This is a genomic window from Rhodococcus sp. NFXS4, from assembly GCF_058139645.1.
Window position 1 is genome coordinate 1,812,738 of record NZ_CP192221.1, and the last position, 22,598, is coordinate 1,835,335.

Genomic DNA, 22,598 nt, shown 5'->3' on the forward strand with positions numbered 1-22,598 from the left:
TGCCTCACCGTCTGACGACGGCCGACCGCTCGACGGCTGCCGCGAGGTAGGCATCGGGATCGACGCCGAACGGGTTGTCCCGCAAGCCCTCCGCGATGACGTCGCGGTAGCGGTCGGCCGGCACTCCGCGTTCTCGCACGTGGCTCGACGTCAGAGTCATCGCCGGGACGCCGTCGATGTCGTCCAGGCGCAGCGCCGCGTCGTACTTGCCGCGGTGCGGCTCGGGCGACACCTCGACCGGCAGCAGCGCCCACGCTCCCGGCCGTGTCGGTAGGGACGCGCGGACGTCGAGTGTCTGCTCCGTCTGCGCGTTCTCCACCGTCGAGATGTGGTCGAGGGCGGCCCAGTCGAGCAGGTAGGCGCGGGCAATGCTGTCGGAGTCGGGGGAGGGTGTGAGCGAGAGGAACGCGGACGCTCCGGTCCACCGGGCCGAGACGCCGGCGAAGTACACCGCATGCGGCACGGTGATCCACCGGTGTTCGCGAGGAAGCGAGAGTGTCCGCGGGGCGGCGTGCGCACCGAATCTGCTGTCGGCCGCGGAGCCGCCCAAGTAGGCGTCGAGGCGTGCGGGCAGGGTGTTCGAGCCGTAGCCGACGTACCAGACGAGTTCGTGACTGTTCACAGGGACGGACGGTACCGTCGGATCGTCACGTCGAACTCGACCGAGAGGGATGATCCCATGATCACGAACTTCATCAACGCCGTGCTCGAACTCGTCGGTGGCATCGCCGCCGGAAGCAGCGGTCTCTACCTGGCCCCCGGTGTCCTGCCGTTCGGTTCCTGACATACGGCCGGACCACACGAACGCCGACGGGGCGCCCACGTGGAGTGGGCGCCCCGTCGGTGTCTGTCCGTGATCAGTGTCGGGTGCGGAACCGCTCGGTCGCGCCGAGGGCCCACCACAGCGTCACGCCGACAGCGGCGGAGGTGAGGACTGCCGTCTGCATGCTGACTGTCAGTGCGAGAGCGGCGAAGAGGATGACGGCGACCATGATGCTCTCGAGCTTGTAGAGCGGCCAGTCGGTGCCGGCCACGTCCACGGTACGAACGCTCGTCGAGTGCCGCGGGCGTGTGAACTGCAGGTCGACCGTGGTCATACTCGCCTCCCGAACCATTCGTGTTCCGTGTGCCGTGCGTTGGTCCCCAGGCTACACGTACATGGAAGTTAGGGCGACCGAAACCTCCTGATCACCCTGCGGATGGTTGCCGGAGACCGCCGAGGTGTGTGTACTGGGATCATGCCGCTGCACGGAGAGTACGAGCCGAGTCCGTCCACCTGGGCCGCCGATCAGGCCGACCTGTACGAGAGCTCGGGAGGGACCGAGGGCACCGAGATGCGGGGGATGCCCGTCATCCTCCTCACGACAATCGGGAACAAGACGGGCAAGCTCCGTCGGACCCCTCTGATGCGCGTGGAGCACGACGGTGCGTACGCCGCCGTCGCGTCGCTCGGCGGCGCGCCCAAGCACCCCGTCTGGTACTTCAACGTGCTCGCGAACCCCCACGTCGAACTGCGGGACAAGACCGAGAAGTGGGACATGGTCGCGCGCGAGATCCACGGCGAGGAGAAGGCGCAGTGGTGGGAGCGTGCGGTCGCGGCCTACCCCGACTACGCGGACTACCAGAAGAAGACCGACCGCGAGATCCCTGTCTTCGTGCTCGAGCGGGCCTGAGCGCTGATTCGTCACCCCCGCCGGCGGCCGCTCCGCAGGTGAGGGTGGGTCGGTGGTCGTCGCACCACCGTGGCAGCATGTCCGTGTGACCGAGACGACGAGCCGTACCGACGCCGCTGCGCCGACCGCAGACGACATCGATGCCGCGGCCGTCCGGCTGCGGGACGTGGCCACCCGCACCCCGCTCGAGTTCTGCGAGCGGTTGTCCGAGCAGACGGGTGCGCGGATCCACCTCAAGCGCGAGGATCTCCAGCGCGTGCGCTCGTACAAGTTGCGCGGCGCGTACAACCTCATGCTGCAACTCGACGACGACGAGCGCGCGGTCGGTGTCGTGGCGGCGAGCGCCGGCAATCACGCGCAGGGTGTCGCGTTCGCGTGCCGGGCGCTCGGCATCCGCGGTCGCATCTACGTGCCGACCAACACCCCGAAGCAGAAGCGCGATCGCATCGCCTTCCACGGCGGCGACATGGTGCAGGTCATCAGCGTCGGTTCCACCTTCGATGCGGCCGCGGCGGCCGCCCTCGCCGACGTCCGCACCACCGGTGCCACCATCGTGCCGCCGTTCGACGACCCGAGAACCGTGGCGGGACAGGGAACCATCGCCGCGGAGATCCTGGAGCAACTCGGTGCCGCTCCGGACGTTGTCGTGGTCGCGGTGGGCGGTGGTGGGTGCATGACGGGCATGTCGGCGTACCTCGCCGAGCGGTCGCCGAACACCTCCGTCGTCGGTGCGGAACCCACCGGCGCCGCATCCATGGCGGCGGCGCTCATGGCCGGCGGCCCCGTCACACTCGACGAGATCGACCCGTTCGTCGACGGCGCCGCCGTGCGCCGGATCGGCGATCTCCCGTACCGGGTCGTGTCGTCGCTCGGCGCGACCGTCGCCTCGCATGCCTCGGTGACGGTCGGTGCGGGCCACGACGGACGCGGGTCGGTGGTGGTCACGCAGGTGGACGAGGGTGCCATCTGCACCGCGATGCTGGATCTGTACCAGAGTGAGGGCATCATCGCCGAACCCGCCGGAGCGCTGTCGGTGGCCGCGCTGTCGCAGATCGACATCCCGGCCGGCTCGTCCGTCGTGTGCCTGATCTCGGGCGGTAACAACGACGTCTCGCGCTACGGGGAGATTCTCGAACGGTCGCTCGTGCACAAGGGGCTCAAGCACTACTTCCTCGTCGATTTCCCGCAGGAGCCGGGCGCACTGCGCACGTTCCTCGACGTCGTTCTCGGTCCGGAGGACGACGTGACGCTGTTCGAGTACGTCAAGCGCAACAACCGCGAGACGGGTGCCGCGCTGGTGGGTATCGAGCTCGGTTCGGCCGCGGGCCTGTCGTCCCTCCTCGAGCGGATGGAGACGTCGCCGATGCACGTCGAGCATCTCGAGCCCGGGTCTCCCGCATACCGCTACCTGACCTGAGTCATCCGGCCGACCCCTGACCGCTCGGGTCGACACTGCTCGAACCGCCACCGAGGAGCCGTTCGACCACGTCACGGTGCAGGTCGGGCGGCGTGTGGGGGAGGCCGAGCAGCGCGGCGAGGTAGATGCCGTCGCCCACCAGCCGCACGATCTCGGCCTGCACCGGATCGGTCACCTCGCGCTGCAGCGCGCGGTCCCACATGCCCATGACGTCGATGACGGCCTGCTGCACCTCGCCGGGTCTGCCGTCGATGCTGCGCAGCGCGGCGAGAGTGGAGCGGTAGAGCGCCACCTCCTCGGCGGACGAGGCGTCCGGTGGCTGGAGATACCACTGCGCCAGCGAGGTGCCGGCGGCCTCCGCCTCGACGCGTTGGACGTCGGATCGTTCACCGAGGCGACGCACCAGCGCGGCCATCATCGCGTCCTTGCTGGGGAAGTGGTACAGCAGACCACCTTTCGAGACGCCGGCCCGAGAGGCCACCGCCTCGAGGGTGGCCTTGTCCGCGCCGTCGTCGAGGAGCAGCGTCTCGAGGGCGTCCAGGATGCGGTCGCGTGTGTCGGCTGCCATGACACGCACTGTACCGGCCGGACGGTTGTTGCTACGCTGTCGGTGTCCGTCGACTGTACCGTCCGGACGGTAAACGAAAGAGGTGTCTCGTGTCCGTGTCCCCGGCAGCGTCCGTGCAGCCGAATCCCGACGATCTCGTACCGGCCGGCGCCACCCGCCGCGACTGGCTCGGTCTGGTGGTGCTGGCCGGTGCCGTGATGCTCATCGCCGTCGACGGCACCGTCCTCGACATCGCGCTGCCGTTCCTCAGCGCGGATCTCCGCCCGAGCAGCACCGAGCTGCTGTGGATCATCGACGTCTACTCGTTCGTCCTCGCCGGCCTGCTGGTCACCATGGGCACTGTCGGCGACCGCATCGGACGACGGCGGTTGCTCCTGATCGGCGCGGTCGGCTTCGGGCTGTCCTCGGTGCTCGCCGCCTTCGCGGTCGACCCCGCGATGATGATCGCGGCCCGGGTGCTGCAGGGCATCTCGGGTGCCACGTTGATGCCCGCCACCCTGGGCCTGATCCGCACGATGTTCCAGGTGCGGCGTGAACGCACGCTCGCGATCGGTGTCTGGGGTGCCATGGCCGGCGGCGGCGCGGCGGCGGGTCCTCTGGTGGGCGGGTGGCTTCTCGAGCACTTCTGGTGGGGCTCGGTCTTCCTGATCAACGTGCCGATCATGATCGCGCTGGTCGTCGCGGGTCCGTTCACCATCCCGGAGTCCAAGGATCCGGAACCGGGCCGATTCGACGTACCCAGCGCCGCGCTGTCGATCCTGGGCATCGTTCCCGTCGTCTACGCGATCAAGGAGACCGCCGCTCACGGGCCGCACCCGTCGATGATTCCGGTCGCGCTGGTCGGTCTGGCCGCGGGCACCGTCTTCGTCCGCAGGCAGGGCCGACTCGCCGCTCCGATGATCGACCTGACGCTGTTCGCGCAGCGTCGCTTCGCGACGGCCGTCGCGACGAACCTGCTGTCCGTCTTCGCGCTCGCGGGAGTGCTGTTCTTCGGCTCGCAGTACCTGCAGTCGGTTCTCGGCACGTCCCCGCTGGAGGCCGGTCTGATCATGCTGCCGGGAACGGCGACGAGCATCGTCGCGTCGCTCGCCGCCGCACATCTCGTACGCCGATGGGAGGCGGGCACCGTTCTCGCCGTGGGACTCGGGGTCTCCGCGGCGGGGGCACTGCTCCTGACACGTCTCGGTCAGACCGACGGCATCGCCGTGTTCATGGCGTCGTTCGTCCTGGTCGGTGTCGGCGCGGGCCTCGCGCTGACGCTGACGTCGGATCTGGTGGTCGCCTCGGTTCCCGCGCCGCGCGCCGGCGCAGCGTCTGCGATCTCCGAGACGGCGTACGAACTCGGGATCGCCCTCGGCGTCGCGTTGCTCGGTTCGGTGGTGATGGCCGTGTTCCGTGGCGGTATCGACACGTCGGCGCTCGACCCGGACACCGCGTCGGGTGCCCGCGAGACCATCGGCGAGGCGGTCTCGCTCGCGCGGACGCTACCGGCGGATCTCGGTGACGCTCTGACCAGTTCGGCCGGCGCCGCCTTCGTCGACGGGATGCACGTCGCGGCGGTGGCCACCGCGATCGTGCTCGTCGCCAACGCTCTCCTCGTGGCTCTGGCTCTGCGTGGCTCGGACGCCGGCGACGCGCGGGCCGAGCCGGACAGTCACTCCAACGGAACTCACTCCAGCACGACGAAGGAGTGACCCGGAACGGTCGTCGCCGACGCGGTCGCGTTCGGCGTCGGCTCGTCCCACCACAGCAGCGGTGAGCCGCCCACCGGCACTGTCACCGGCGAGTCGGTGAGGTTGCACGCGATGCTCAGACCACGGCCCGCGGTGGGGTGCGCCCGGTGGATCACGATCCATCGGGCGTCCTCGTCGTAGTCGACGTGCACGCCGGTCAACCACGGGTTCGTGATCTCGATGCGCTGGGCGCGCAACGCCAGAAGTGCTCGGTAGCAGTCGAGTACGCGGGCGTGATCACCCTCGGTCACCTCGTCCCAGTTCAGCTTCGAGTTCTCGAACGTCGCGGGATCCTGCGGGTCGGGGATGTCCTCGCTGTCCCACCCGTGGGACGCGAACTCGGCCTTGCGGCCCTTCGCGGTGGCCTCACCCAGCTCGGGTTCGGGATGGGAGGTGAAGAACTGGAACGGGGTGGAGGCGTCGAACTCCTCACCCATGAAGAGCATCGGGGTGAAGGGGGACAACAGGATCAGCGCCGCCTTGACCGCCAGCTGCCCCGGCGTGAGTGAGAAGCCGGGACGATCGCCGATTGCGCGGTTGCCCACCTGATCGTGCGTCGTGGTGTACGCGACGAGCGAGCTCGCCGGGAGCACCCGTCGGTCCAGGGGTCGACCGTGCACGCGGCCACGGAAGGTCGAATACGTCCCGGCGTGGAAGAAGCCCTGCGTGATGGTGGTCGCGAGGCACTGCATCGAGCCGAAGTCACCGAAGTAGCCCTGACGTTCGCCGGACACCGCTGCGTGCACGGCATGGTGGACGTCGTCGTCCCACTGGGCAGTGAGGCCGTACCCGCCGCCCGCTCGGGGAGTGATGAGCGTCGGGTCGTTGAGGTCACTCTCCGCGACCAGGCTCAGGGGTCGACCGACGTGCGCCGACAGGGCCTCGGTCTCCACGGCGAGCTGCTCGAGGATGTGGGTGGCCGTGGTGTCGGCCAGGGCGTGCACCGCATCGAGACGGAGCGCGTCCACGTGGAACTGCTCGAACCACCGCAGTGCGTTGTCGATGATGTAGCGCCGCACCGTGTCCGACTCCGCGCCGGCCACGTTGACCGTCTGTCCCCAGGAGTTCGCACCCTCGGACATGTACGGGCCGAACTTCTCGAGGTAGTTGCCCGACGGACCCAGGTGGTTGTAGACCACGTCGAGCGTGACGGCCAGCCCCCGGGCGTGGCAGGCGTCGACGAACCGCTGGAAACCTTCCGGACCGCCGTAGCCCTCGTGGACGGTGTACCACAGGACGCCGTCGTAGCCCCAGTTGTGTGTCCCGTTGAAACCGTTGACGGGCATGACCTCCACGAACGTCACGCCGAGGTCGACGAGGTGATCGAGTCGGTCGATCGCCGCGTCGAACGTCCCCTCCGCGGTGAAGGTGCCGATGTGCAGTTCGTACAGCACGCCGCCCGCCAGCGGGCGACCCGTCCACGCGTCGTCGGTCCACGCGAAGGTGTCCGCGGAGTACAGCGCCGACGCCTCGTGCACGCCGTCCGGCTGCCGCGGCGAGCGCGGATCCGGGATCACCGCATCGTCGTCGTCCAGGACGAAGCCGTACCGGGCACCGTCGGCGGCGGGCACCTCGGCGCTCCACCACCCGTCCTTCTCGGTCATCGGGTGCAGGTCGCCGTCGAGGTGCAGTCGGACCCGCTCGGGTGTGGGTGCCCAGACCGCGAACGTCCGGGGTCCAGTGGTGCGGGAAGCGGCGCGAACCGGAGTGCTCATGGACGCATCCTTACCCAGTAGCCGGGCCACCGACACCAGACCGGCGGGGGAGTTGCACCACACCCGGGTCGTCGGGTTCTGTCGCGGTGGTCGCGGTGAGTGCATGCTGGTGGTGTGGACGACGACATGCACGCCCGGTCCGACGACATCTACGAGCTCCCGATGTTCCCGCTCGGCTCGGTGGTACTTCCGGGGGACGACGTGCCGTTGCACGTGTTCGAGCCCCGCTACCGCGCGATGGTGCAGCACTGCCTGGACACCGAGTCGCACTTCGGGGTGGCGCTCATCGAGCGAGGCCACGAGGTCGGCGGCGGGGACGTGCGCGGCGTGGCCGCAGTATCGACCCGGATCGACCGCGCCCTCCCCACACCGGACGGGCGCTTCGTGCTCGAGTGCCGCGGAGTCGACCGGATCCGCGTGCTGGAGTGGCTGCCGGACGATCCGTACCCGCGGGCGCGTGTCACCGCCTGGCCCGATCTCCCGGCGGGCGACGAATCGCTGGACGAGGTGTACGACCTCGTGCAGGAGCGCACCGACCGGCTGTTCGAGATCCTGACCGGCATCGCACGCTCGCGCGATCTGCCCACACCCGAGGCGCCGCGTGTCGACGCGGACGGAACGCGCTCCGTCGCCGAGGTCTGGGAGTTCGCGTCGTCCCTGCCGCTCGGCTCGTCCGATCGCGCGAAGGTGCTCGCGGCAGAAACGGTCGGACGACGACTCCACGTCCTCGCGACCGCTCTCGAGGACGTCATCGCGATCGCCGAGTTCTCCGCGCTGCCCGATCTCTGACCGTCCGACGACGCGGTCGGGGCCTCGATCCGACAGTCGTGGTCCGCGGTCGTTGCTCGCCCACTAGGGTTCTCGGGGCGGGGGTACGCAATCGACACAGGAGGACCCGAGTGGCTCACGAGCGAGCGGGACAACGGGCACAGGCATCGGATCTGGTCGATCTGTCGCATCTGGTGACGGCCTACTACAGCGTGAAGCCGGACGTCGAGAATCCCGATCAGCAGGTGGTCTTCGGTACCTCCGGACATCGTGGATCGTCCCTGGACGGCGCCTTCAACGAAGACCACATCGTGGCCACGACACAGGCCATCGTGGAGTACCGGTCCGCGCAGGGCACCACGGGACCGCTCTTCCTCGGTCGCGACACCCACGCGCTCTCCGAGCCCGCGTGGGTCACCGCCGTGGAAGTTCTCGCCGCCAACGACGTTGCGGTGCTGGTGGATTCGGCAGACCGCTACACGCCCACCCCGGCGGTGAGCCACGCGATCCTGCGTCACAACGCCTCGGGTCCGTCGGCGCTCGCGGACGGCATCGTCGTCACGCCGTCCCACAACCCGCCGCGCGACGGCGGTTTCAAGTACAACCCGCCGAACGGTGGACCCGCCGACAGCGACGCGACCTCCGTGATCGCGGCGCGCGCCAACGAGATCCTGCGCTCCGGTGTGTCGTCCGTGAAGCGCGTGTCTCTGGCGTCGGCACTGGCCGGGTCCGTGCAGAAGTACGACTTCCTCACCACCTACGTGGACGATCTCCCGTCCGTCGTCGACATCGATGCCATCCGGTCCGCGGGTGTGCGCATCGGCGCCGATCCGCTGGGCGGTGCGAGCGTCGACTACTGGGCGGCGATTGGCGAACGGCACCGCCTCGATCTGACCGTGGTCAACCCGCTCGTCGACGCGACATGGCGGTTCATGACCCTGGACACCGACGGCAAGATCCGGATGGACTGCTCGTCGCCCAACGCGATGGCGTCGTTGATCGGCGCCCGGCACGACTACGACGTGTCGACGGGCAACGACGCCGATGCGGACCGGCACGGCATCGTCACCCCCGACGGCGGACTGATGAACCCGAACCACTACCTCGCGGTGGCGATCGACTACCTGTTCTCGCACCGGCCGGGATGGCCCGCCGAGGCGGCGGTCGGCAAGACCCTCGTCAGTTCCTCGATGATCGACCGCGTCGTGGCCTCGCTCGGTCGCACCCTGCTCGAGGTGCCCGTGGGGTTCAAGTGGTTCGTGCCCGGTCTCGTCTCCGGTGAGATCGGGTTCGGCGGCGAGGAGAGCGCCGGCGCCTCGTTCCTGCGGACGGACGGATCCGTCTGGACCACCGACAAGGACGGCATCATCCTGGCCCTGCTCGCCTCCGAGATCACCGCGGTGACCGGGAAGACACCGTCGACCCGCTACCGGGAGCTCACCGAGCAGTTCGGTGACCCGTCCTACGCACGCACCGATGCGCCCGCGACGCGCGAGCAGAAGGCCGTGTTGGCGAAGCTGTCGGCGGAGCAGGTCACCGCGACCACCCTGGCGGGGGAGGACATCACCGCCACACTCACCTCGGCTCCCGGCAACGGGGCGGCTCTGGGCGGACTCAAGGTCACCACGGACAGCGCCTGGTTCGCCGCTCGGCCGTCGGGTACGGAGGACGTCTACAAGATCTACGCCGAGTCCTTCCGCGGTGCGGATCACCTCGCCGAGGTGCAGAGCGCCGCACGCGATCTCGTGTCGTCCGTCCTGACCGGGGAGTGAGCGCCGCAGCAGGGGCCGGTGCCGGGACGCGGGGGACCGCCCCCGATCCCACCCGCGACATCTGGATCCTCGTCTCGGCCGCGTTCGTCATCGCACTCGGCTTCGGCATCGTCGCGCCCGCGCTCCCGGGGTTCGCGCTCGCCTTCGGGGTCGACGAGTTCGCGGTCACCGTCATCATCAGTGCCTTCGCGGCGACACGGCTGATCTTCGCGCCCGCCAGCGGATCGCTCGTGCAGCGCATCGGCGAGCGCCGGGTCTACCTCACCGGTCTCGTCGTCGTCGCGGTGTCGACCGGGTTGTGCGCACTGGCCCAGACGTACTGGCAACTCCTCCTCTTCCGGTCGCTCGGCGGTATCGGGTCCACCATGTTCACCGTGTCCGCGCTGGGACTGCTCATCCGGATCGCCCCGCCCGATCGCCGCGGGCGCGTCTCCGGCATGTACGCGTCGAGCTTCCTGGCCGGCACAGTCCTGGGCCCGTTCGTGGGCGGCATCGTGCTCGGTGTCGGAGGTCTGCGGGCGCCGTTCGTCTTCTACGCCGTGACGCTGGTCGCGGCCGCCGCCGTCGTCGCGGTGGGCCTACGAACACCCGCCGCGACCACGGAGGCCGATCGGGACGCGGCGGTCGTGCTGCGGTTCGCCGACGCCCTGCGCTCCCCGACGTACCGGTCGGCCCTGCTGTCCAACTTCGCCAACGGATGGGCGGTGTTCGGAGTGCGCACGGCCATCGTGCCGCTGTTCGTCGTCGCCGCGCTCGGACGCAGCGATTCCATGGCCGCCGTGGCCCTCGCGGTGTTCGCGGTGGGCAACGCGGTGGTGTTGGTGCCGGCGGGGCGATGGTCCGATCGGTACGGGCGCAAGCCGTTCCTCGTCGCCGGGCTCCTGCTGTGCGGCGCATCGACCGCGACCATGGGCATCTCGGGATCGACGGAGGTGTTCCTCGTGATCACCTTCGTCGCCGGGCTCGGGTCCGGGCTGATCACGCCGACCCAGCAGGCGGCGGTGGCCGACATGATCGGCTCGCGCGCCCGTGGAGGCCCCGTCCTCGCCGCATTCCAGATGGCCATGGACGTGGGCTCGGTCATCGGGCCGCTGGTCGCCGGTGTACTCGTGACGGAACTCTCCTACGCGGCCGCGTTCGGGACCTCGGGTGCCATCCTGCTGATTGCCGCGGTCGGCTGGATGGTGGTACCCGACACGCGGTCCGGGCGGGTGTCGCTGACCGGGAAGCCCAGCGCGGTGACGATCGATCCGGACGGCGACTCAGGCGGTGCCGACACCGATGAGGGATCCGACGGCGTAGGTCGCCGCGACGGCGAGTGAGCCGAACAGTAGTTGGCGGAGCGCTCCGACGACGGTCGACCGCGAGGTGAAGTGCGCGGCGAGCGCGCCCGCGATCATGAGGCCCACGGCGCCGCACGCGAGCCCGAGGGCGAGGACGTCCGATCCCAGCAGGAACGGTATGAGCGGAATGATCGCGCCGATCGAGAACAGGACGAAGGACGATCCGGCCGCCACCCACGGTGACGGCTTCTCGGTGGGGTCGACACCCAACTCCCGCGAGATGTGCAGATCCACGGCACGATCGGCGTCCGTGTGGATCTCGCGCGCGGCGACCGTGGCCGTCTCGGTCGACATGCCCATGTCGGTGAGCATGCCCACCAACTCCGCCTGTTCGGCCTCCGGGTACTTCGTGAACGCGGCGCGCTCGGTGGTCACCTCGGCATCGATCTGCTCGTTCTGCGTGGACACGGACGTGAACTCGCCGAGTGCCATCGAGAACGCTCCCGCGACGAGGCCGGCGATGCCGCTGAGGACCAGCGTGTGCGTCGAGACGCCCGCACCGCCGACACCCGCGATGAGCGAGGTGTTGGTCACCAGTCCGTCCATGGCCCCGAACGTGGCGGCCCGCAGCCAGCCTCCGGAGACGTCGGCATGTGTGTGATCGATGTCGTGGGGCAGGCCGGGCCCTCCCTCGACGGGCGCGGCGGACGCCTGCGGATCACGGGGCTCGATGTGGGTCACGGGGCGAATGTACGCGCGCCGGAACGTCTCTACCAGCAAGCATTGGCATACCTGACATCCAGTTCTCAGCACACTGTCAGTCGCGCGTGACACAGTATTCGCGTGAATGCCTCGAAATCGTCGTCATCGAAATCGTCGAGCAAGTACACGCCACAGAAGTCGTCGAGCACGTCGACCTATGTTCTGGGCGGTCTCGCTCTCCTGGTCATCGCGGCCGTCGTCATCGGCGGAGTGTTGTGGCAGAACTCCCGCAGCCAGCCGCGCGCCGACGGATACGGGTCCGTGCAGAATGCGGCGGTCACCTCCTCGGTCGACGACGACGGCGTGGTGCGGCTGGGTCTCCCGGAGGCGACACGCACGGTCGACATCTACGAGGACGCGATGTGCCCGTACTGCGCCGAGTTGGAGAACACCTACGGCCAGGAACTCGCGCAGAAGATCGACGAGGGCACCATCGCGGTGCGCTATCACATGCTCGACTTCCTGAATCAGTTGTCGCCCAGCGGTGACTACAGCACCCGTGCGGCCGCCGCATCGCAGTGCGTCGCCGCCACGGGCGACGGGCCCGCCTACTCAGCATTCCACTCGGCCCTGTTCTCGCCGGACTTCCAGCCGGAGGAGAAGGGCAGCGCGGACCACACCGCCGACGAGCTCGCCGCCCGCGCCACGGAGGCGGGAGCCTCCGACGAGGCGGCACAGTGCATCACCGACGGAACGCGAGTGGCGGACGCCGCCACCGACGCTGCGACGGGAAGCGCGGCGCTCGCAGCTGCCGGCGCGCGAGGCACTCCCACCGTCATCGTGGACGGCGCGATCGTCGACACCACCACCAACTCCGCCTGGGTGTCCGATCTCGGCTGACGCTGATTTGGACCTCGTCGAACCGATGGTGTAACTTCGGTCGAGCGTTCTTCGAGCGGTGCGAAACACTCTTTCTCACGGTCAGAAGAGCACGGGGCTATGGCGCAGCTGGTAGCGCACCACACTGGCAGTGTGGGGGTCAGGGGTTCGAGTCCCCTTAGCTCCACCGAGTAACGGCTCCACCGAAGTAGACGGACACGCGAAAGGCCCCGTACCGGTCAGGTACGGGGCCTTTCGCGTGTGATGTGGTGTCAGTGCGCTGCGTCGTACGCGCTCTGCACCTCGGAGGGAATGCGACCGCGGCTCGACACCGTGAATCCCGCGTCCACGGCCCATTCGCGCACGGCCCTGGTCTGTTCGGGACTGCGTCGTCCCATCGGCTTCGTGCTGCGTCGTCCGCTGTGCGTTCCGGCCGACACCTTCGCCGCGTGCTCGATGTAATAACCCAGAACACGTCGGAACTCGGCGGCATTGTCGGGCCCGAGGTCGATCTCGTAGTGCGTGCCGTCGACCGCGAACGTGATGTGTTCGCCATCGTCCTCGAGAGGTGTTCTGTCGATGTCGTCGACCAGCTGAACAACGACCTTCTTCGCCATGTCTTCTGCTTTCGTCGCTGAGCTCGGTTAATCACGCTTTGCCGAGACCATACCGTGTGAACCGCCCTTCCAATTCGGTCGGGGGCGCCGCGATACACGTCATTTTCTCGGGGCGCGGAGCCATTGTGCACGGATATCGCGATTCACGCTGTCCGGACTCGCGAACGGTCACGACGGGGTCACGGACGGCTACCGATCATCACACGTTCAACCAATTCGCCGTGCCATTCTTGGAAATCGCGAGAACATCGTGTCGGCGCACGTGCGCCGAGGTGGGAAGTGGGGTGTATGCGATCGTCGGTTGCACGACACTGTGGTGTCTCGATCCTCGCGGTCGCACTGGTCTCCGTGGCGGTCCCGCCGGGGGCCGCTGCGATCCCGGTGACACCGGACGCACCGCTCGCGGGCACCGTGATCTTCCTCGATCCCGGACACCAGGGAACGGGCCACGAGGAGAACCTCGCGGCGCAGGTGGACGACGGCCGGGGCGGTACGAAGGACTGCCAGACGAGCGGGATGACGGCGCTCGGCGGAACGCCGGAACACACCATCGTCTGGGACGTGTCGCAACTGGTGGCCTCGCGCCTCGAGAGGCTGGGTGCCGAGATCGTGCTGAGCCGGCCGGACGACACGGGATGGGGTGGGTGCATCACCGACCGCGCGCGAGCGGCGAGTGCATCGGGCGCCGCGGTGGCGGTGAGTGTTCACGCCGACTCCACCTCACTCCGGTCCGACGACGCGCATCACGGATTCCACGTCATCGTCCCGGCGCTGCCGGTGCCGTCCGCCGACGTCGACGAGGTGCAGTCCGGTGAGGGACGGCGTGCATCCACCGCCATGCGGGACGCGTACGAGCGAGCCGGATTCACACCGGCGAACTATGCGGGGGTGGACGGGCTGCAGGTGCGATCCGACGTGGCCGCCCCCGCTCTCACGACCGTCCCCGTCGTCTTCCTCGAGATGGGCAACGGGTCGAACCCGTCGGATGCCGCCGAGCTCGAGAGTGCCGAGGGTCGCGCGTCCCATGCGGCGGCGATCGCGACCGGGATCGTCGATTTCGTGGCGGGAAGGCCGGAGGCCGGTCGGTAGGGGCTGGGAGGCCGGAGGCCGGTCGGTAGGGGCTGGGAGGCCGGAGGCCGGTCGGTAGGGGCGGGGAGGCCGGAGGCCGGTCGGTAGGGACGAACAGGTGGGGCCGGAGCCGGCTGACGTACCCTGACGCGGTGTCTCGCAGCGCTGTTCCGGTCGTCCTCGTCGCCGGGTACCTCGGATCCGGTAAGACGACGTTGCTCAACCATCTCCTCCGCCGCAATCACGGCATTCGAATCGGTGTGGTGGTCAACGACTTCGGCGCCGTGGACATCGACTCGATGCTGGTCGCCGGGCAGGTCGACTCGATGATCACCCTGGGCAACGGCTGTCTGTGTTGCGCCGTCGACACCGAAGATCTCGACGAGATGTTCGGAGCCCTCACCGCGACCAGTGCCGCCGTCGACGCGATCGTCGTCGAGGCCAGCGGTGTGGCGGAGCCACGTGCTCTCATCAGGATGGTCGTCGCGAGCACCGACTCGCGGATCCGGTACGGCGGCATGGTGATGGTCGTGGACGCCCTGCACGTGCTCGAGTCGACGGCCCGGCACCAGCACCTCGCTCAGCATCTGGGTCTCGCCGACCTGGTGGTGGTGAACAAAGCGGATGCGGTGGGACCCGGACGCATCGACGAGGTGCTCACGCTGGTGCGCGACGCCGCTCCCGCTGCCCCGACGGTGGTGACGTCGCACGGAGCCGTGGACGTGTCGCTCCTTCTCGATCCGCCGGAGCGCCCCGACGACGGGCCCCGGCAACTCGCCCTCGACGATCTGTTGCGGGAGCAGGACGATCCCCACGACCACCTGCACGCGAGTTACGAGACGTTCAGCGTCGAGACCAGCGACTGCCTCGATCCGCGGGCGTTCTTCGAGTTCCTCGAGAACCCGCCGCCGGGGCTGTACAGATCCAAGGGATTCGTTCGATTCGGCCGTGGCGCGGCGCGATTCGTCGTCCAGACGGTCGGCGTCCACATCGACGTCGAGACCGCCTCGTCCCGTGGAGACACCGCGCTGGTCTTCATCGGCTCGGGACTCGACGTCGCGGCGGCGCGTGCCCGGATCGAGGCGATGATCCGCACCGAGAGTGCGACCGACGCAGAATCACTCGTGGTGCACAGGTTCCTGCGCACCGGCGACCGCTAGAGCCCCACCCACTCGCTGGTGCCGCCGGGGAACTGCTGGCGCTTCCAGATCGGCACCTCGGTCTTGATGCGATCGACCAACGCCTGCAACGCTGCGAATGCTTCGGCGCGATGGGGAGACGCGACCGCGGCGACGAGAGCGGTGTCACCGATCGTCAGGTCGCCGACGCGGTGCACGGCCGCCGTCGGCAGGCCGGACGACGCGGCCGCGTCCTCGCAGCAGCGACGCAGGAACTTCTCGGCGTCGGGGTGGGCTCGGTACTCGAGTGCCGACACCGACTCGCCGTGGTCGTGGTCGCGGACGACTCCCCAGAACACCAGCACGGCACCGTGTTCAGGACCCGAGACGGCGTCGGAGACCTCCGCCGGATCGATCGGATCGCTCGAGATCCGGGCGAGAACCGTTGTCATTCGTGAGCACCGCCTCCGCGTACCTGGGCGACGAGATGGTCCACGATCGGATCCAGCACCGTCAGTCCGTCCTTCACTCCGCCGGGTGATCCGGGCAGGTTCACGATCACTGTCTTCCCAGCGACGCCCACCAACCCGCGGCTGATCGAGGCGTGCACGGTGGCTGCCAGTCCCGTACGTCGGATCTCCTCCGCGACGCCGGGTAGTTCGCGGTCGAGCAGTGGCCGGGTGGCGTCGGGTGTGGCGTCGGTGGGGGAGACGCCCGTGCCGCCGGTGCTGATGATCAGGGCGGGTCCGCCGGTGAGGGCGTCTCGTAAGCCCGCGGCCACGTCGGCGTCTGCCACGACGAGAGGCCCCCGAACGTCGAAACCGCGGTCACCGAGCCACGACACGATGCGCGGTCCCGTGGTGTCCTCGCGCGTCCCGGCTGCGCCGCCGGTGGACGCGACGACGACGACCGCAGTTCGATCGCCGAGAGGCGTTGCTGTGGAGGAGGTGTCGGGCTGGTGGTCGTCGCGCGTCCACACGCCGCGCTTGCCACCCTCCTTGCGGATCAGACGCACCGACTCGATCGACGCTGCCGGATCCACGGCCTTGACCATGTCGTGCAGCGTGAGCCCGGCGATGGACACCGCCGTCAGTGCTTCCATCTCGACGCCCGTCCGCCCGGTCGTGACGGCTGTGGCCTCTATCGTGATCGTGTCGTCGGTGAAGCCGAAGGACACCGCGACCGAGGACAGCGGAAGCGGATGGCACAGCGGAATGAGATCGGACGTCCGCTTCGCTCCGGCGATGCCGGCGATGCGCGCGGTCGACAGGACATCGGCCTTCGGCATGCCGTCGGCACGCACCAGGGCGATCACGTCCCGAGTCGTCCGCAGGGACCCGGCGGCGACCGCGGTGCGCGTGGTCTCGCTCTTCCCGCTGACGTCGACCATGCGGGCCCGGCCGTCGGAGTCCAGGTGCGAGAGCCCTGTGGAGGAACTCCCGGACGAGTGCGCAGCGGATGAATTGTTCACAGCGGCCACACTCGCACACTGTTGCCCGCGGGCACCTCGACGGTGTCCGCGGGGACGTCGACCAGGACATCGGCGGCGGCCATCGACACCACCAGGTGCGACCCCGGTCCGGACGACACCACGACGCCGGTCTCCGTGAGTCGGCCCCGCAGGAACTGACGCCGTCCGGGCAGGGATCGGACGGCCTCGTCGGCGATGCGCTCGGTGACGGTCGCGTCGGGGAGGCCCGAGAGCCTCCGGATCGCCGGACGGGCGAAGACGAGGTAGGACACCAGGGTGCTCACGGGATTGCCGGGGAAGCTGATCACCGGGGTGCCGTCGAGGTCGGTCCACCCCTGCGGCCCACCGGGCTGCATCGCGACGTGGGTGAAGGTTCCCCCGCGGGGGCCGAGCACGTCCCGGACCACCTCGAAGTCGCCCATCGACACACCCCCCGAGGTGATGATCACGTCCGCGTTCTCGGCGGCCTCGGACAGCATCGCGGAGAACTCGTCGGCGGTGTCGGTACTGCGGCCGCGGAACGTCACCACGGCGCCGTCCGCGGTCACCGAGGTCGCGAGCGTGAGACCGTTCGAGTCGTACAGCTGACCGGGTCCGAGTGCACTGCCCGCCTCGACGAGTTCGGCGCCGGTCGCGATGACCGCGACCCGCAGCCGGGGGCGGACGGTGACGTCGGATCGGCCGACGGCCGTGAGAGCGCCGAGGTGACGGGGGCCGAGCGTCGTGCCGGCCGGGACGACGACCGACCCCGCCGCGATGTCGCTGCCCTGCTCCCGCACGTACTCACCCGAGCGCCGTGAGCCGAGGATGCGGACACCGTCCCCGTCCATCTCGGTGTCCTCGACGGGGATCACCGCGTCGGCGCCCTCGGGTACCGGAGCGCCGGTCATGATCTTGCGTGCCGTGCCCGACCGATGCCGTTCGTCCCCGGCGTCGCCGGCGGCGAGAACGCCGGTGACCGGCAGTGTGACCGGTACGCGGGCAACCGATTTCGCGTCGACCGCGTATCCGTCCATCTGGGAGTTCCGGAAGTTGGGGACGTCGATGAGGGCCTCGATGTCCGCGTGCGTCACGCGGCGGAGCGCATCGGTGAGCGGAACCGTCTCCGGGGGGCGAGCGGACCACGCGCGGGTGATCATCTCGTCGATCCGAACGGCGTGATCCTCGACCGAGCGTGCCGACGTCGTGTGCGCATGGCCCATGCGGTCATCCTAGAGCGGGAATGAGGACGGTCGGGTTCCCGTTGCCCCGAACGGGCATACTGACGTGAACGGCGAGTGGAGGTGATCGGATGACGACGGTGAGCATGGGGATTCCCAGCCTGCCCGGTGTCGTGCGCGCGCCGTCCATGGTCGGCCGTCCGGACGTTCCGCACCTGCTGGACAGTTTCGGTCGCATCGCGCGGGACCTGCGCATCTCGGTCACCGAGAAGTGCTCGCTGCGATGCACCTACTGCATGCCGGCCGAGGGACTGCCGAACCTGGAGTTCGAACAGCTGCTCACCGCGCAGGAGATCGCCCGCCTCGTCGGCGTCGCCGATCGACTCCTCGGTGTGCGCGAGGTCCGCTTCACCGGCGGCGAGCCGTTGGTCCGCAAGGACATCGTGGACATCATCGCCCTGACCTCTCAGCACGCACCCGGTGTCGAACTGTCGATGACCACCAACGGCATCGGCCTCGAACGCCGAGCGGAGCGTCTTCGCGAGGCGGGTCTGACCCGGGTCAACGTCTCTCTCGACACGATCGACCGCAAGCACTTCGCATCGTTGACCCGGCGGGACCGGCTGCCCGCCGTGCTGGGCGGCATCGACGGGGCCCTGGCGGCCGGACTGACACCGGTCAAGATCAACGCCGTTCTCATGCGCGAGACTCTGCACGGCGCTCAGGACCTGGTGCAGTGGTGCCTGGACCGAGGTGTCGATCTGCGGTTCATCGAGCAGATGCCGCTCGACGCCGACCGGGAGTGGGCGCGCTCGACGATGGTGTCGGCGGCGGAACTGCTCGATCTGCTCGGGGAGCGGTTCACGCTCACCGAGATCGGCCGCACCGATCCGTCCGCGCCCGCCGAGGAGTGGACTGTGAACGGTGGCCCCGCCACGGTGGGCATCATCGCCTCGGTCACCCGGTCCTTCTGCGCCGACTGCGACCGGACCCGGTTGACGGCGGAGGGGACCGTGCGGTCCTGCCTGTTCAGCGACTCCGAGACCGATCTGCGGGTGGCGTTGCGCGGGGGTGCGACCGACGAGGAGATCGCGGACCTCTGGCGTGGAGCGATGTGGAACAAGTGGGCCGGCCACGGGATGGAACGTGAGGACTTCGTGCCGCCGGAACGCTCGATGGGTGCCATCGGTGGTTGAGTCCGTGACTGTGGACGTGCGGTACTTCGCGGGGGCCGCGGACGCTGCGGGCACCACGCAGGAGTCGTACGACCTGAGGGTCGGCGCGACCGTGGCGGACGTGAAGTCGGCGCTGCGTGGACGCCACGGGCAGAAACTGAATCGTGTGTTGGACGTGGCGGTGTTCCTCATCGGCGACGAGATGGTCCGCGACGAGGCCTACCCCGTCGGCTCCCGGATCGACGTCCTCCCGCCCTTCGCCGGCGGCTAGAGATGGCGTTCGTCAAACGGCGTGAAAACGCGCATCCCGACTTCTTCGCCGCCGAAGCTGCAGGTCTGCGGTGGCTCGCCGACGGGGGAGCGCCGACGGTCGACGTCCTCGAGGTCGCGGCCGACCACATCGTTCTCGAACGCCTCGACTCCGTCCGGCCGACGCCGGACGCTGCTCGCCGCTTCGGCGCACTGCTCGCCCGCACCCACGACAGCGGTGCCCCCCGGTTCGGCTCGCCGCCTGCAGGTTTCGACGGAACGCTGTTCATCGGATCGCGCACCATGTCGTCGGTGGAGCACGACCGCTGGGGTGAGTTCTACGCGCAGGAACGGGTGCTGCCGTATCTCCGTGTCGCGGTCGACGCCGGCACAGTCACGCGGGACGAGGCCGACCTCGTGGAGCGTGCCTGCTCCGTCGTCGCGGACGGGTCGTTCGACTCGACCGACCCTCCGGCGCGTCTGCACGGCGACCTGTGGACCGGCAACGTGCTCTGGACGCCCGGCGGCGTGACGCTCATCGACCCCGCGGCGCACGGCGGACACCGCGAGACGGACCTCGCGATGCTGTCTCTCTTCGGCTGTCCGCACCTCGAGCACCTTCTCGACGGCTATCAGGAGCAGCACGAGCTCGCTCCGGGTGCCGAGGAACGGGTGCCTCTGCATCAGCTGCATCCCCTCGCCGTGCACGCGGCGGGTCACGGCCGGAGCTACGGCGTGGCACTGGCCGACGCCGCGACGCGAACCCTCGCGCTGGCCTGAGGTCAGGCGGAGGCGATGCGGCGGGCGAGATCCTCCCAGCCGTCGGCGAGGCGCTCGGTGGTCATTCCGGCGTCGCGTTGCAGGTGCAGCACCAGAGTGGCCTCGAGCGGGGCGAGCAGCGCGTAGGCCAGCAACGTGACATCACCCGACACGCCGATCTGCCGCAGCAGTGTGCTCACGTGGGTCAGGCCGACGGCGTGGGCGGGCGCGGAGAAGCGCGAGACGGGCGAGTTCTCGGCTGCCCGCAGCACCTCACCCTGCACGGCGACCAGGTCGAGGCGGGCACGGCCGAACGCGACGAGTCGATCGAGCGGTGGTGCGCCGGGGCCCAGCGGGGGAGGACCGAAGAGGAAGGCCTGTTGGAGTTCGGTCTCGGTGTGGTCCAGAAGAGCGAACATCAGACCCGCACGACTGCCGAACCGACGGAACACGGTGCCCTTGCCCACACCTGCGCGGGCTGCCACGGCGTCCATGGTGACGGAGTCCGCTCCGCGCTCGTCGACCAGCCCGATCGCGGCGTCGAGAAGCAGACGGCGGTTGCGCGCGGCGTCGCAGCGCTCGCTGTCGTCGGCCGCCATCGGCAGAGGGGCATGTGTCACATCGTCAGGATAGCGCGTCACGGAAGAAAGTGGACTACGGTCCGGTTGTAGATCACGGACACACTTCGTCGAAAGGACCCACCCATGAGCCGCGTCATCGCACTCGTCGGCAGCCTCCGCGCCGCCTCCATCACCCGTCGTCTCGCCGAGACCGCCGCGTCAGTCGCACCCGAGGGCGTCGAGGTCGTCATCCACGAGGGCCTCGGAGACCTTCCGTTCTACAACGAGGACATCGACACCCCCGAGTCGGTCGCCTCGCTCGACACCGTGACCGCTCTGCGCGCGGCCGTCCAGGACGCCGACGCCGTGTTGCTGCTCACGCCCGAGTACAACGGCACCATCCCCGCAGTACTCAAGAACGCCATCGACTGGCTCTCCCGCCCCTACGGCAGCGGCGCCATCTCCACCAAGCCGACCGCCGTCATCAGTTCCTCGCCGAGCTCGAACGGCGCCCGGTGGGCCAAGGAGGACACGGAGAAGGCGGCGCGGATCGCCGGCGCGAGCGTGCTCGATGACGTCGATCTCGCCATCGGTGGCGTGGTGGCCGCGATCGACGGGGGCCATCCCCGTGACAACTCACAGATCGCCGCGGACATCGCCGAGGTCGTCACGGCGCTCACCCGCGCGGAGCTCGTCGACGCCTGAGGCTCGAGGCCCCGTCTGCAGCGCGGTCTCGCGACGCGCCCGAGGGGTCGCGACACGCCGGAGTTTTCCGCGTCCGACCAGGTAATTCCACCAGTGTCATTACAAAGTGTGGTGTTGCCTTGCACTGTCGGACACTAGGTGTAGTGTCTTGAACACCGAGAGGCCACAACGGCTCGAGGCCCGCATCACCCCCTTTTCGGAGGGGTGGATGCGGGTCCGGCGCGGTCTCTCGGACAGGTTGTCAGTGGTGTGCACGGCAGAGTCGGCGGGTCTCGCTTTCTCCAGTGCGATCCCACAGCAGCAGTGCAGGACAGCTCTCGGGCGAACAGCGAGCGCATCCGGACACAGGATGCGGAGAAGAGGATTCATGAGCGCCACCACCGTCACCGTCTACACCAAGCCCGCCTGCGTGCAGTGCAAGGCCACGTACCGCGCTCTCGACAAAGAGGGCATCGAGTACGACGTCATCGACATCTCGCAGGATCCCGAGGCACGTGACTACGTCATGGCGCTCGGCTACCTGCAGGCACCTGTCGTCGTCGCAGGCGAGGACCACTGGTCCGGCTTCCGTCCCGACCGCATCAAGACCCTCGTCACCGCCGCTGCCTGAAGCGCGTCCGCCGCGCCTTCCGACGAGGAGGCCGGCTCGGGTGAGTTCCCGACTCACCGCTGACGGCCGACCCACCCGGTCCGCGCCGTCGCGAATGTCGAAGAAGTGCGCAGAGTCGGCGGAGGATGGAGCATCGTGTCCGAATCGCTGGTCTACTTCTCGAGCGTCTCGGAGAACACCCACCGGTTCGTGGAGAAGCTCGAGATCCCCGCGACGCGCATCCCCGTCCGCTATCCCCGCGACGACGTGGAGATCGACCGTCCGTACGTCCTGATCCTCCCGACCTACGGCGGCGGCACCACCGCGCTGGGGCGCGACACGAGTTACGTCCCCAAGCCCGTCATCCGGTTCCTCAACGACGAGCACAACCGGTCCCTCATTCGCGCCGTCATCGCCGCGGGCAACACCAACTTCGGCGATTCGTACTGTTTCGCCGGGGACGTGGTCTCGGCAAAATGTCAGGTCCCGTTCCTCTATCGCTTCGAAGTCATGGGTACCCCGGAGGACGTGGAGCGGGTCCGCACCGGACTCGCCGAGTTCTGGGACCGGCTCGACGCGACCTGCACCATCTGATCGTCCGCACCAGTACCGCCCAT

Annotated in this window: 25 protein-coding genes and 1 tRNA gene; 16 read left to right on the forward strand and 10 right to left on the reverse strand. The window is 69.0% G+C overall.

Features of this window, described 5'->3' with window-relative positions:
• Positions 1–4 precede the first annotated feature (4 nt).
• Both J4E04_RS08495 and J4E04_RS08500 read right to left on the reverse strand, forming a co-directional pair.
• A complete protein-coding gene (locus J4E04_RS08495) occupies positions 5–622 on the reverse strand; it encodes a hypothetical protein (RefSeq protein WP_027505873.1) in 618 nt (205 codons plus the stop codon).
• Between the two features lie 235 nt (positions 623–857).
• The gene (locus tag J4E04_RS08500; RefSeq protein WP_027505874.1) at positions 858–1,097 is read right to left on the reverse strand and encodes a hypothetical protein; all 240 of its coding nucleotides are present in this window, start codon (positions 1,095–1,097) and stop codon (positions 858–860) included.
• A gap of 141 nt (positions 1,098–1,238) precedes the next feature.
• On the opposite strand from J4E04_RS08500, the gene J4E04_RS08505 reads away from it, so the two are divergent.
• On the forward strand, positions 1,239–1,673 hold the full coding sequence (locus tag J4E04_RS08505) for a nitroreductase family deazaflavin-dependent oxidoreductase (RefSeq protein WP_490150347.1): 435 nt from the start codon (positions 1,239–1,241) through the stop codon (positions 1,671–1,673).
• A gap of 85 nt (positions 1,674–1,758) precedes the next feature.
• Positions 1,759–3,090, forward strand: coding sequence for a threonine ammonia-lyase IlvA (gene ilvA / locus J4E04_RS08510; protein WP_027505876.1), 1,332 nt, complete (start codon positions 1,759–1,761; stop codon positions 3,088–3,090).
• Between the two features lies 1 nt (position 3,091).
• Here the strand turns inward: ilvA and J4E04_RS08515 are convergent, their stop codons facing one another.
• A complete protein-coding gene (locus J4E04_RS08515; RefSeq protein WP_056446231.1) occupies positions 3,092–3,658 on the reverse strand; it encodes a TetR/AcrR family transcriptional regulator in 567 nt (188 codons plus the stop codon).
• Between the two features lie 89 nt (positions 3,659–3,747).
• Here J4E04_RS08515 and J4E04_RS08520 point away from each other — a divergent pair, with 89 nt between their 5' ends.
• Complete coding sequence (locus J4E04_RS08520; protein ID WP_490150348.1) at positions 3,748–5,352, forward strand: MFS transporter; 1,605 nt, start codon at positions 3,748–3,750, stop codon at positions 5,350–5,352.
• Here J4E04_RS08520 and treZ read toward each other — a convergent pair.
• Positions 5,328–7,106, reverse strand: coding sequence for a malto-oligosyltrehalose trehalohydrolase (treZ, locus tag J4E04_RS08525; RefSeq protein WP_222645400.1), 1,779 nt, complete (start codon positions 7,104–7,106; stop codon positions 5,328–5,330). The genes J4E04_RS08520 and treZ overlap by 25 nt on opposite strands.
• Positions 7,107–7,220: 114 nt before the next feature.
• On the opposite strand from treZ, the gene J4E04_RS08530 reads away from it, so the two are divergent.
• The 3 genes from J4E04_RS08530 (at position 7,221) to J4E04_RS08540 (ending at position 10,968) form a co-directional block, all read left to right on the forward strand.
• Positions 7,221–7,895, forward strand: a complete 675-nt coding sequence (locus J4E04_RS08530) for an LON peptidase substrate-binding domain-containing protein (protein ID WP_056445535.1) — start codon at positions 7,221–7,223, stop codon at positions 7,893–7,895.
• Positions 7,896–8,005: 110 nt separating this feature from the next.
• Positions 8,006–9,646 carry a phosphoglucomutase (alpha-D-glucose-1,6-bisphosphate-dependent) gene (gene pgm, locus J4E04_RS08535; protein ID WP_490150349.1) on the forward strand — a complete coding sequence of 547 codons (1,641 nt, stop codon included), beginning with the start codon at positions 8,006–8,008 and terminating at the stop codon, positions 9,644–9,646.
• Positions 9,643–10,968 carry an MFS transporter gene (locus J4E04_RS08540; protein ID WP_081821272.1) on the forward strand — a complete coding sequence of 442 codons (1,326 nt, stop codon included), beginning with the start codon at positions 9,643–9,645 and terminating at the stop codon, positions 10,966–10,968. Before pgm ends, J4E04_RS08540 begins: the two co-directional genes overlap by 4 nt.
• Here J4E04_RS08540 and J4E04_RS08545 read toward each other — a convergent pair.
• Entirely contained in the window at positions 10,909–11,661 is a 753-nt protein-coding gene (locus J4E04_RS08545) for a VIT1/CCC1 transporter family protein (RefSeq protein ID WP_490150520.1), read from the reverse strand. The two genes, J4E04_RS08540 and J4E04_RS08545, sit on opposite strands and share 60 nt — an antisense overlap.
• 111 nt (positions 11,662–11,772) lie before the next feature.
• On the opposite strand from J4E04_RS08545, the gene J4E04_RS08550 reads away from it, so the two are divergent.
• Together J4E04_RS08550 and J4E04_RS08555 are read left to right on the forward strand one after the other, a co-directional pair.
• Positions 11,773–12,531 carry a DsbA family protein gene (locus tag J4E04_RS08550; RefSeq protein WP_027505882.1) on the forward strand — a complete coding sequence of 253 codons (759 nt, stop codon included), beginning with the start codon at positions 11,773–11,775 and terminating at the stop codon, positions 12,529–12,531.
• A gap of 93 nt (positions 12,532–12,624) precedes the next feature.
• A tRNA-Ala gene (locus tag J4E04_RS08555) sits at positions 12,625–12,697 on the forward strand.
• Between the two features lie 85 nt (positions 12,698–12,782).
• Here J4E04_RS08555 and J4E04_RS08560 read toward each other — a convergent pair.
• On the reverse strand, positions 12,783–13,127 hold the full coding sequence (locus J4E04_RS08560; RefSeq protein WP_027505883.1) for a histone-like nucleoid-structuring protein Lsr2: 345 nt from the start codon (positions 13,125–13,127) through the stop codon (positions 12,783–12,785).
• Between the two features lie 288 nt (positions 13,128–13,415).
• Between J4E04_RS08560 and J4E04_RS08565 the strand changes: the two genes are divergently transcribed.
• Both J4E04_RS08565 and J4E04_RS08570 read left to right on the forward strand, forming a co-directional pair.
• The gene (locus J4E04_RS08565) at positions 13,416–14,216 is read left to right on the forward strand and encodes an N-acetylmuramoyl-L-alanine amidase (RefSeq protein WP_222649256.1); all 801 of its coding nucleotides are present in this window, start codon (positions 13,416–13,418) and stop codon (positions 14,214–14,216) included.
• A gap of 131 nt (positions 14,217–14,347) precedes the next feature.
• Positions 14,348–15,355, forward strand: coding sequence for a CobW family GTP-binding protein (locus tag J4E04_RS08570; RefSeq protein ID WP_490150350.1), 1,008 nt, complete (start codon positions 14,348–14,350; stop codon positions 15,353–15,355).
• Here J4E04_RS08570 and J4E04_RS08575 read toward each other — a convergent pair.
• The 3 genes from J4E04_RS08575 to J4E04_RS08585 are packed head-to-tail and all read right to left on the reverse strand — an operon-like array spanning position 15,352 to position 17,986.
• Positions 15,352–15,765 carry a molybdenum cofactor biosynthesis protein MoaE gene (locus J4E04_RS08575; protein ID WP_204868029.1) on the reverse strand — a complete coding sequence of 138 codons (414 nt, stop codon included), beginning with the start codon at positions 15,763–15,765 and terminating at the stop codon, positions 15,352–15,354. The genes J4E04_RS08570 and J4E04_RS08575 overlap by 4 nt on opposite strands.
• On the reverse strand, positions 15,762–16,784 hold the full coding sequence (gene moaCB / locus J4E04_RS08580) for a bifunctional molybdenum cofactor biosynthesis protein MoaC/MoaB (protein WP_490150351.1): 1,023 nt from the start codon (positions 16,782–16,784) through the stop codon (positions 15,762–15,764). Before moaCB ends, J4E04_RS08575 begins: the two co-directional genes overlap by 4 nt.
• Complete coding sequence (locus J4E04_RS08585) at positions 16,781–17,986, reverse strand: molybdopterin molybdotransferase MoeA (protein WP_490150352.1); 1,206 nt, start codon at positions 17,984–17,986, stop codon at positions 16,781–16,783. Before J4E04_RS08585 ends, moaCB begins: the two co-directional genes overlap by 4 nt.
• A gap of 89 nt (positions 17,987–18,075) precedes the next feature.
• On the opposite strand from J4E04_RS08585, the gene moaA reads away from it, so the two are divergent.
• Genes moaA through J4E04_RS08600 form a run of 3 tightly spaced genes read left to right on the forward strand, consistent with a single transcriptional unit; the run spans position 18,076 to position 20,148 of the window.
• Positions 18,076–19,140 (forward strand): GTP 3',8-cyclase MoaA, encoded by a 1,065-nt coding sequence (gene moaA / locus J4E04_RS08590; protein WP_222630637.1) that lies wholly within the window; start codon positions 18,076–18,078, stop codon positions 19,138–19,140.
• 4 nt (positions 19,141–19,144) lie between these two features.
• Complete coding sequence (locus J4E04_RS08595) at positions 19,145–19,390, forward strand: MoaD/ThiS family protein (RefSeq protein WP_231476463.1); 246 nt, start codon at positions 19,145–19,147, stop codon at positions 19,388–19,390.
• Between the two features lie 2 nt (positions 19,391–19,392).
• Entirely contained in the window at positions 19,393–20,148 is a 756-nt protein-coding gene (locus J4E04_RS08600) for a fructosamine kinase family protein (RefSeq protein WP_222649254.1), read from the forward strand.
• A gap of 2 nt (positions 20,149–20,150) precedes the next feature.
• Here the strand turns inward: J4E04_RS08600 and J4E04_RS08605 are convergent, their stop codons facing one another.
• A complete protein-coding gene (locus J4E04_RS08605; RefSeq protein WP_027507050.1) occupies positions 20,151–20,747 on the reverse strand; it encodes a TetR/AcrR family transcriptional regulator in 597 nt (198 codons plus the stop codon).
• A gap of 84 nt (positions 20,748–20,831) precedes the next feature.
• Between J4E04_RS08605 and J4E04_RS08610 the strand changes: the two genes are divergently transcribed.
• From J4E04_RS08610 to nrdI, 3 genes are all read left to right on the forward strand, one after another.
• Complete coding sequence (locus J4E04_RS08610) at positions 20,832–21,392, forward strand: NAD(P)H-dependent oxidoreductase (RefSeq protein ID WP_222637772.1); 561 nt, start codon at positions 20,832–20,834, stop codon at positions 21,390–21,392.
• Between the two features lie 367 nt (positions 21,393–21,759).
• The gene (locus J4E04_RS08615) at positions 21,760–22,002 is read left to right on the forward strand and encodes a redoxin NrdH (protein ID WP_027507048.1); all 243 of its coding nucleotides are present in this window, start codon (positions 21,760–21,762) and stop codon (positions 22,000–22,002) included.
• A 135-nt stretch (positions 22,003–22,137) separates the two neighbouring features.
• Entirely contained in the window at positions 22,138–22,575 is a 438-nt protein-coding gene (nrdI, locus tag J4E04_RS08620) for a class Ib ribonucleoside-diphosphate reductase assembly flavoprotein NrdI (protein ID WP_037187075.1), read from the forward strand.
• The last annotated feature ends 23 nt before the right edge of the window (positions 22,576–22,598 follow it).

Excerpts from the sequence above, each read along its gene's own strand:
- J4E04_RS08600 (WP_222649254.1), top strand. The coding sequence starts at position 19,393 with ATGGCGTTCGTCAAACGGCGTGAAAACGCGCATCCCGACTTCTTCGCC.
- moaA (WP_222630637.1), top strand. The coding sequence starts at position 18,076 with ATGACGACGGTGAGCATGGGGATTCCCAGCCTGCCCGGTGTCGTGCGC.
- J4E04_RS08565 (WP_222649256.1), top strand. The coding sequence starts at position 13,416 with ATGCGATCGTCGGTTGCACGACACTGTGGTGTCTCGATCCTCGCGGTC.
- treZ (WP_222645400.1), bottom strand. The coding sequence starts at position 7,106 with ATGAGCACTCCGGTTCGCGCCGCTTCCCGCACCACTGGACCCCGGACG.
- J4E04_RS08575 (WP_204868029.1), bottom strand. The coding sequence starts at position 15,765 with ATGACAACGGTTCTCGCCCGGATCTCGAGCGATCCGATCGATCCGGCG.
- J4E04_RS08515 (WP_056446231.1), bottom strand. The coding sequence starts at position 3,658 with ATGGCAGCCGACACACGCGACCGCATCCTGGACGCCCTCGAGACGCTG.
- J4E04_RS08560 (WP_027505883.1), bottom strand. The coding sequence starts at position 13,127 with ATGGCGAAGAAGGTCGTTGTTCAGCTGGTCGACGACATCGACAGAACA.
- J4E04_RS08500 (WP_027505874.1), bottom strand. The coding sequence starts at position 1,097 with ATGACCACGGTCGACCTGCAGTTCACACGCCCGCGGCACTCGACGAGC.
- J4E04_RS08585 (WP_490150352.1), bottom strand. The coding sequence starts at position 17,986 with ATGGGCCATGCGCACACGACGTCGGCACGCTCGGTCGAGGATCACGCC.
- J4E04_RS08610 (WP_222637772.1), top strand. The coding sequence starts at position 20,832 with ATGAGCCGCGTCATCGCACTCGTCGGCAGCCTCCGCGCCGCCTCCATC.
- J4E04_RS08505 (WP_490150347.1), top strand. The coding sequence starts at position 1,239 with ATGCCGCTGCACGGAGAGTACGAGCCGAGTCCGTCCACCTGGGCCGCC.
- J4E04_RS08615 (WP_027507048.1), top strand. The coding sequence starts at position 21,760 with ATGAGCGCCACCACCGTCACCGTCTACACCAAGCCCGCCTGCGTGCAG.